This is a genomic window from Bacillus sp. S4 (genome assembly GCF_040838205.1).
GTDB lineage: Bacteria > Bacillota > Bacilli > Bacillales > Bacillaceae_G > Bacillus_A > Bacillus_A cereus_U.
The window spans coordinates 1-4,246 of the sequence record NZ_JBFPJI010000282.1 but is presented as its reverse complement, the minus strand read 5'-3'; the positions used below and the strand labels follow the sequence as shown (position 1 = coordinate 4,246).

The following is a 4,246-nucleotide window of genomic DNA, read 5'->3' as shown; positions in this document are numbered from 1 at the left end:
ATATTATTACTTATGTAAAGATTGTTCAGTTATCAAAACTGAAATACAAGGAACATAATGAAAATAAGACTGACTCATCCTGTCAGTCTTATTTTTGATGTGTCACATCATTAACAATGGCATGAAATATGTCTTTTTGCGTGAAATCATCTGTAAAAACAGTTTCTTTATCAACTTCAATTGTATCGTGCGGGTTATACCATTTACTCAATAAATCTTCTCCAAATTCAAGTCGTTTTTCTCTCGTATTATGCCGTCTAATCGTTTCTTCAAGTGATAAGTCAAAATAATATGTATAAGCGTTTCCTTCGAAATAATGTATTAATTCTTTCAGCATATCACCGTATCTACGACTGTTCAGTATACCTTCTAAAATAACAAATTCACATTTTCCTTTTCCGTACTTCGTAATTTCAAATAGTAAATCATGAGATAAGTTACCTATTGTATCGTGAACTTTTAGCATATCTCTGCGCACAACGTCTTGTGAGACTAAAAGTGTTCCTTGCCCGAAATGTTCTTGCAGTTCCTTTGCGATTGTTGTTTTGCCACTTGCGGAGTTTCCGCGAAGAATGATTAATGTCGATTTCAAAGTCTCATCTCCAAATTGTTTTAGTAAGCGCTTCTCGCCAGTTTATAGAAGTTATTGCTTTCAAAGTGATATGAGACATCGTAAATAACCTCCAGTTTATTTGTGGTTTGATTATAGGAACTCTTTATTTTAAAGATACAATATTTTCTTGAAAAATAAACAGAATTATTGTAAATTAATGATAATTAAAATTTATATTGTTTAAAAGCTATGAAAGGAAGTAGTAACAAGTATCTTTTCTTTTAGAGAGTCGGTGGGTGGTGTAAACCGATAGAAAGCGCTTGTGAATCCGTCCTTGAGCGAAATGTGGAACCCTTCAATGTGAAGTTAGTAATCGTTTCCGGTTAAAAACCGTTAATTTTTTAAGTGGAAAGCTTACATTTTCTATGCTTTCAACTAGGGTGGCAACGCGGGTTAACTCTCGTCCCTTTTATAGGGACGGGAGTTTTTTGTGTTTTTTTAGTGAAATTCCCTATCTTAAAAGCTTAACGTGAACGAAGAAGATGACATTAGTCACTTATTAAAGGAGAGATAAGACATGTTAGATGTAAAAGTATTACGTGCTAATTTTGAAGAAGTAAAGAAAAAATTGATTGGTCGCGGTGGAGAGTTTCTTGAATTGGATACATTTGAAGAATTAGATCAAAATCGTCGTGAACTGTTAGTAGAAGTAGAAGAATTAAAAAGTAAACGTAATGGAGTATCTGATCGTATTGCGAAGTTAAAGCGTGAAAAACAAGATGCTAATGAACTTATTAGTGAAATGCGTGAAGTAGGAGAAAGTATTAAAACGTTAGATGATGAGTTACATAATGTAGAAGAGAAATTGAATTCTATATTATTGGCATTACCAAATATACCTAATGAAACAGTGCCTATTGGAGCATCAGAAGATGATAATGTTGAATTACGTAAGTGGGGAGAAATAAACGAATTTTCATTTGAAGCAAAACCACATTGGGAAGTTGCTGAAAAATTAGGATTACTAGATTTTGAGCGAGCAGCAAAAGTAACAGGAAGCCGCTTTGTATATTACAATGGCTTGGGAGCACGTTTAGAGCGAGCAGTAGCTAACTTTATGCTAGATTTACATGTTGAAGAACATGGATATACAGAAGTGATTCCACCGTTTATCGTAAATAGCGATAGTTTAATAGGAACCGGACAATTCCCGAAATTTAAAGAAGATGTATTTACATTAAAAGACACAGATTACTCTTTAATTCCAACGGCGGAAGTACCATTAGCGAACTATTATCGTGACGAAATATTAAATGGTGCAGAATTACCTATTAATTTTACCGCTCATACGCCATGTTTCCGTTCTGAAGCTGGTAGTGCAGGACGTGACACGAGAGGACTTATTCGCCAGCACCAATTTAGCAAAGTTGAAATGGTTAAATATACTAAGCCAGAAGAATCATACGATGAGTTAGAAAAATTAACTGCGAATGCCGAAAGAGTACTACAATTATTACGATTACCTTATCGAGTTATCGTATTATGTACAGCTGATATAGCATTTCCAGCTGCGAAAACATATGACATTGAAGTTTGGTTACCAAGTTATGGGGTATATCGTGAAATATCTTCTTACTCAAACTGTGAAGATTTCCAAGCGCGTCGTGCAAGCATACGTTTCCGTCGTACACCAGGTGCAAAACCAGAATTTGTGCACACATTAAATGGTTCTGGGTTAGCTATAGGGCGTACAGTAGCAGCTATTTTAGAGAACTACCAACAAGAAGACGGCTCAGTTATAATCCCAGAAGTATTGCGTCCATACATGGGAGGAGTAGGGGTTATTAAATAAGAATGATGTTGATTTGAAATAAAGTTTAACAGTTTATAAAATGCTAATAAAGAGGTGCTACATGTTATTTCAAAAAGAAAATTTATTAGTTAGATATGTAACAAAAGACGATGCACCTATCATTTCAAAATGGTTAACAAATCCAGAAGTTTTACAGTATTACGAAGGAAGAGATAATCCGCAATCTGTAGAAGAGGTACTTGCCCATTTTATACATAATCCAAACAGTAATGAAAAAAGATGCTTAGTAGAATTTGATGAAATGCCGATCGGTTACATTCAAATGTATCCAGTTGATTTTGAATGGAAAGCGTTATATGGATATGAAGAATCACAAAATGTATGGGGAATGGACCAATTTATCGGTGAACCACTCTTTTGGGGAAAGGGAATTGGAACAAAACTCGTTCAAGCAGCAATTACATACATTATGAAAGAAGAGGGTGCAGAAACAATTGCAATGGACCCTAAAGTAAATAACGAACGTGCGATAAAGTGTTATGAAAAATGCGGATTTAAAAAAGTGAAGATTTTAAAGGAACATGAACTGCATGAGGGGAAATTAGAAGATTGTTGGATGATGGAATATAAACAATTATAATGATTTATGAAAGGGCTTATACAAACAAAGGGAGCTGTGTGAAATGAAAAAGGCATTACTAGTTATTGATGTGCAAGCGGGTATGTATACAGCAGGAATCCCAGTACATAATGGGGAAAAGTTTTTAGAAACGTTGCAAGAACTTCTTGGGGAATGTCGTACAAATGATATTCCGGTTATTTATGTGCAACATAACGGGCCAAAAGATCATCCGTTAGAAAAAGGTACAGATGGCTGGAAAGTACATGCGGCGATTGCACCGCATGAAGGAGATCTTTTCGTTGAAAAGACGACACCAGATTCATTCCATAAGACGAACTTAAACGAAGTGTTACAAGAAAAAGGGATTGAGCATGTTATTATTTCAGGAATGCAAACAGAGTACTGTGTTGATACGACAACGCGCAGAGCGTTTAGTGAAGGGTATAAAGTAACATTAGTGAGTGATGCGCATAGTACGTTTGATACAGATGTATTGCGTGCTGAAGATATTGTGAAACATCATAACTTAGTGTTTGGAGCATTTGCTGATGTTATTACGTTAAAAGAGTTAAAAGTAAAAGCGTAAGTATTGAAGTGGCTGTCTCTAAATGGAGGCAGTTTTTTATTTGCGGATAGGCCGTAAAACATTGTCGATAAATCGATATTCCTTGTCGAATCGTTGATTTATTCAAAAAATCATTAATATAATTTCATTCACCGTATTGATATCATAAAAAAACAAAAAGGAGCGCCACATCGTCAAAAATTCGACTGATGAGACAGCTCCTTTTTTGCACCATTAATTATGGCTTTACTTCTTCTTATCTTTATCCAACACATTCTGTTCTTCAGCAAACTCCGTACCATATGCAAACCGGCGATTAATTCGAATATTATCATTGTTGTGCCTTGTGTGGGAATTGGAAAAGCGATGGACGATTACTTCTGATAATGTAAAGACGATGGCAGAAAGGATACTGCCCCACGCAATTTGCATGTAGTTGTCTAATAAAATATTACCGAAAATCCAAACGCTTAAATACGTAAGTAAGAAATCCGTCATAATGGCAGCGGAATTGCCAATTCGATTTAAAACAATTTTATCAACAAACATATAAGAAACGATTGTGACGAAGAGACTAAAAGAAATGATTTGGACGAGCGTTGCTGGGAAAAATAGAGCTAGTCCGATACTAAAAGCGATGATGCATGATATAAATTTAATAAGTATTACAGTAATATCACTCAATATTTACAC

The 4,246-nt window shown here is 35.0% G+C and carries 5 protein-coding genes and 1 other annotated feature; of the genes, 3 read left to right on the top strand and 2 right to left on the bottom strand.

The features are described from left to right. Positions 1 to 88: 88 nt before the first annotated feature. Complete coding sequence (locus AB3X48_RS18475) at positions 89 to 592, bottom strand: kinase (RefSeq protein WP_016105177.1); 504 nt, start codon at positions 590 to 592, stop codon at positions 89 to 91. A gap of 201 nt (positions 593 to 793) precedes the next feature. Then, positions 794 to 1,024, top strand: a binding site (T-box leader). Between the two features lie 106 nt (positions 1,025 to 1,130). Here AB3X48_RS18475 and serS point away from each other — a divergent pair. The 3 genes from serS (at position 1,131) to AB3X48_RS18460 (ending at position 3,574) form a co-directional block, all read left to right on the top strand. Further along, positions 1,131 to 2,405: a serine--tRNA ligase gene (serS, locus tag AB3X48_RS18470; protein ID WP_016105176.1), complete on the top strand. Its 1,275-nt coding sequence runs from the start codon at positions 1,131 to 1,133 to the stop codon at positions 2,403 to 2,405. A gap of 61 nt (positions 2,406 to 2,466) precedes the next feature. After that, the gene (locus AB3X48_RS18465; RefSeq protein ID WP_016105175.1) at positions 2,467 to 3,006 is read left to right on the top strand and encodes a GNAT family N-acetyltransferase; all 540 of its coding nucleotides are present in this window, start codon (positions 2,467 to 2,469) and stop codon (positions 3,004 to 3,006) included. 43 nt (positions 3,007 to 3,049) lie between these two features. Next, positions 3,050 to 3,574, top strand: a complete 525-nt coding sequence (locus tag AB3X48_RS18460) for a cysteine hydrolase family protein (RefSeq protein ID WP_016105174.1) — start codon at positions 3,050 to 3,052, stop codon at positions 3,572 to 3,574. Between the two features lie 225 nt (positions 3,575 to 3,799). Here AB3X48_RS18460 and AB3X48_RS18455 read toward each other — a convergent pair whose 3' ends face one another. Beyond that, positions 3,800 to 4,237: a YndM family protein gene (locus AB3X48_RS18455; protein ID WP_002161399.1), complete on the bottom strand. Its 438-nt coding sequence runs from the start codon at positions 4,235 to 4,237 to the stop codon at positions 3,800 to 3,802. Positions 4,238 to 4,246 lie beyond the last annotated feature (9 nt).

Coding starts and splice junctions, on each gene's coding strand:
- serS (WP_016105176.1), top strand. CDS start 1,131: ATGTTAGATGTAAAAGTATTACGTGCTAATTTTGAAGAAGTAAAGAAA.
- AB3X48_RS18465 (WP_016105175.1), top strand. CDS start 2,467: ATGTTATTTCAAAAAGAAAATTTATTAGTTAGATATGTAACAAAAGAC.
- AB3X48_RS18460 (WP_016105174.1), top strand. CDS start 3,050: ATGAAAAAGGCATTACTAGTTATTGATGTGCAAGCGGGTATGTATACA.